This is a genomic window from Providencia sp. PROV033, from assembly GCF_028484855.1.
Lineage (GTDB): Bacteria > Pseudomonadota > Gammaproteobacteria > Enterobacterales > Enterobacteriaceae > Providencia > Providencia alcalifaciens.
The window spans coordinates 1-3,425 of sequence record NZ_JAMPSW010000140.1 but is presented as its reverse complement, the minus strand read 5'-3'; the positions used below and the strand labels follow the sequence as shown (position 1 = coordinate 3,425).

Here is a 3,425-nt window from a genome sequence, read left to right as displayed (position 1 = left end):
CCCTTTACTTTACGTTGTTTTGGGTTAATGATAGTTTCTAATGTAGACATATTTATTACCTCTATAGTTATTGATGTGTCTGAGCTAAGGGAGGGTCAACAACTCCCTTAGCACTTAAGATGTCTGAATGAGTTCAGGACGCAGATAGAACATATTGTTTAAATTGTCACTAAAGCCAATCGGATACCCGTCATTCATGAAAATGCTGTTGGAATCGAATGCATCACTGTGCAACGTGATTTCTTCATCGTATAAATCTGCTGAAATATCCCCCTCAAACAAATCCAATAGCCGTGTTAATGGTGCAATGTAATGCAATAAATCCGCTTTCTGGTTATTTGTCAGTGGGGTTTCCCCCCTTCTTTCGTTAGATTCTGGAGCTGCAAGGTGTTGATGTGATGACATCTTTGAATCCTCCTCGGTGTTAATGATTTCTTTCGTTGAGTTCCTCCGCTGCAAAGGCCGTACAGAGACGAGACAAGGAAGGAAGCAAGGGCGGAGACAAAATTGTTGGTAAGCAACGCGGCAAGAATTTTGGTGGAGTTCACTTAACCCTTGCTGTATGACGAGGTGAGGCTATGTTCTAGGCCAAGCGGTGGAGCACAACGAACGATTAACAACACAGACGGTGAAGATGGCAGCACCCGACTTGCGGCGAGAGAAGCGAACGGCAAGTCGCCATTAACGCTTAGCACAGCTAAGCAGTGAACCAGGGGCGATCCCGCAGGGAGCTGCACCCCTGCCCTTAGCGCCACGTTGAAAACGGTAAAAGGCGCAGTTGTTGAACTTTCAAGCCGGTTGTCCCCATTTTCCACATTTGGCGAACCAGTGAACGCGGCCCAAACAGGCGCGTGAACGAGAGTGTACGGGGAACCTGCGCCAACTGTGTGTAAATGGGGTCAATCCGGCGTTCGGCTTAATCCTGGCTCAATGCCAGAATAAAGCCGTTGCCTCGAAATTTAAAAATGACGTATCCACAAAATCAGTGGATAACTTGAAATAACGATGTGAGTAACAGGGATAATCGTTTGATTCATGAATGAATATCAAGAGTGATTAAAAAACAACCAAATTGTGATTAGCATTTTACAATCGGAATGTCCGAAAATTGCGTTGTCCATCGAGGCGAGAGAAATTGCTGCTTCATTTTCCATAAAGCGGATTGCGATTGTATTCCCTGCCCTGCAAACCAGATAGCCCCTTTTCCTCGATTAATCCGGTCAATTGTCCGCATTAACTCACCACTTTTGCGAAAAGCCTGACCATTATCAAACAAATTCAGTTGCACTTGCCCTGAAGGGGAAAATTCACTGAGCAAGATACCGCTTTTACTGTATTTCACATTCGCAAGCCAAAGTCGGTCAAACAAAGTGACAGCCGCCTGAATAATCTCGCGCGTATCTTGGGTGGGATACATGAGGGCTTGAGTTTCTTGTCGATAATAATGCGGCTCATGATGAGAAAAATGGCTACTCTGTACCCACAACGTGACTAGCCGACAATATTGTTTTTCTTCACGCAGTTTTTCTGCTGCACGTTCAGCAAACGCACACACCGATTGGCGAACTAACTCGTAGTCCATGACTTTATGGCCAAACGAACGAGAGCAAATAATTTGTTGCTTAGCGGGCGCAATTTCTTCCAGCTGAAGACACGATTCCCCGTTGAGCTCCCGCACCGTTCGCTCTAAAACTACGGAATACAGTTTACGTGCCTGAGACGTTGGCAGCCGACTTAAATCCAAGGCAGTTTCAATCCCACTTTGATTTAAGCGCTTTGCCAGTTTACGACCAATTCCCCAAACCTCCCCGACTGGCACTAATGCCATGAGTTTTCTCTGACGACTGGGCGAACTTAAATCGACGACACCACCCGTTTTTTTCCATGTTTTGGCAGCGTGATTTGCGAGTTTAGCTAACGTTTTGGTACTGGATATCCCCACGCCCACAGGCAAGTGGGCACACCTGAAGACATCCTCTTTTAATTTATGACCAAGTTCATGCCAGGAATACAACGCATCCATACCTGTCAGGTTACAAAAACTCTCGACGTCTAGGAATTTCAAAGTTTCAGAGTTCGCATAACATGGGGTCTGTCAAAGGCTAAAATTCCCTTTTTTTGTCTTCCATGACCAAATTGCTCGCCTAAAACACCAATGTGTGATGGATTTTTGACCAGATTTAGGCGAGATAGGCGGATCTTTCCTGTATCAGACGACATAGCGCATTCGTGCGATAGCCGCAGCATTGGCTATCAATTCAGGTAACCGGACAGCGGCGTAAGCTCGGCGGTATCGCATAACCCCGCCACACAATAAGCAGATGAATGGGTCGATATTCAGCAGGCGTTGGCTTAAGTCGCTAAAGGTTGCCTTTCGTCCCTGTTTTTCGGCTTTCTGACCGAGTGCCTTTTTTACCTGTGGCAGTTTTTCGCTCACCACGCGGTTGGCCAGAAAACCAAAGTAGCGGATCATCCGAAAATGTTTCTCGGGAATGTGTTTGATTATCCGTAATATCAGCTCTCGCTGACTTAACGCCAGATTGTCATAACAACCAGTACGGTGATCTAAAAAGCGCAATGAAACCCGGCTACCACCGTCATAATGCGCCAAGCGACTGCTGGCTACAGGCGGCTTTTTGAGATAGCGCCCTAAATATTTCGCGGTTTGTTTTGCATTTTTCGTGGGTTTAGCGAAATAAACATGCCAATAGTCTTCACCTTTGTCATTTTTGCCCTGATTGAGAATAAATCGTTTCCATTCATCATAATCACGAAGGTGAGCCAGTGAGGGCGGTAACGTTATTTTCCCCCACGCTTTTAGTAAGCATTGGCGAACATTCCACATCCAACGCTGTCTGACTTTAGTCAAATCAAACGTTAGTGCTTTCCAATCACCATGCCGATTGAGTCCTCCGGTGGTCCAAGATAAGTGAATGTGGCAATTCCAATTGAGCTGACGCCCATAGGTATGAAGTGCACCGAAGATACCGATGGTTAACCCGCGTTTTTTGGCAGCATACAGAAGATTATCGGCGGCGAGCGAGAACAGTGAACCGAGAAGTGTGCGATTAAATTCAAAGAGTGGCCAAAGTGTGTCGGGTAAGGTAAAAGAGCCGTGCTGACAGGGCGTATCGGGTAAACGGGTCATCATGGTAGCAATCCAGCTATCAGTGGCTTTTTTCCCACAGGAGGGGCAGCCTCGTCCTTTGCAGCTTTGGAATATCAGTCGTCGGTGAAAACACTCTGGATTTTCACAAGCGACTTCATGTGCGCCTAGCAAGGGTGTACCACAGGCAAGCATTTTTGTTATGACTTCGACTTCAATACTTCTGAGCGGATAGGTTTCTAAGAGGTCAGCCCAAACGCCATTGCGTTGAAACAACAGCTTCATGGGGCGAGGTTGAAAACCCGAGTTACCAGACAGG

3 protein-coding genes are annotated in these 3,425 nt (G+C 46.4%); all 3 read right to left on the bottom strand.

Translation table 11 applies throughout. The features are described from left to right. Nucleotides 1–114: 114 nt before the first annotated feature. The 3 genes from PSF16_RS16190 to PSF16_RS16180 all read right to left on the bottom strand — a co-directional run bounded on the left by PSF16_RS16190 (nucleotide 115) and on the right by PSF16_RS16180 (nucleotide 3,391). Nucleotides 115–405, bottom strand: coding sequence for a hypothetical protein (locus PSF16_RS16190; RefSeq protein ID WP_272689675.1), 291 nt, complete (start codon nucleotides 403–405; stop codon nucleotides 115–117). Between the two features lie 673 nt (nucleotides 406–1,078). Then, nucleotides 1,079–2,065 carry a DinB/UmuC family translesion DNA polymerase gene (locus PSF16_RS16185; RefSeq protein ID WP_336313818.1) on the bottom strand — a complete coding sequence of 329 codons (987 nt, stop codon included), beginning with the start codon at nucleotides 2,063–2,065 and terminating at the stop codon, nucleotides 1,079–1,081. Nucleotides 2,066–2,209: 144 nt separating this feature from the next. Continuing rightward, on the bottom strand, nucleotides 2,210–3,391 hold the full coding sequence (locus PSF16_RS16180; protein WP_272689676.1) for an IS91 family transposase: 1,182 nt from the start codon (nucleotides 3,389–3,391) through the stop codon (nucleotides 2,210–2,212). Nucleotides 3,392–3,425 lie beyond the last annotated feature (34 nt).

Excerpts from the sequence above, each read along its gene's own strand:
- PSF16_RS16190 (WP_272689675.1), bottom strand. The coding sequence starts at position 405 with ATGTCATCACATCAACACCTTGCAGCTCCAGAATCTAACGAAAGAAGG.
- PSF16_RS16180 (WP_272689676.1), bottom strand. The coding sequence starts at position 3,391 with ATGAAGCTGTTGTTTCAACGCAATGGCGTTTGGGCTGACCTCTTAGAA.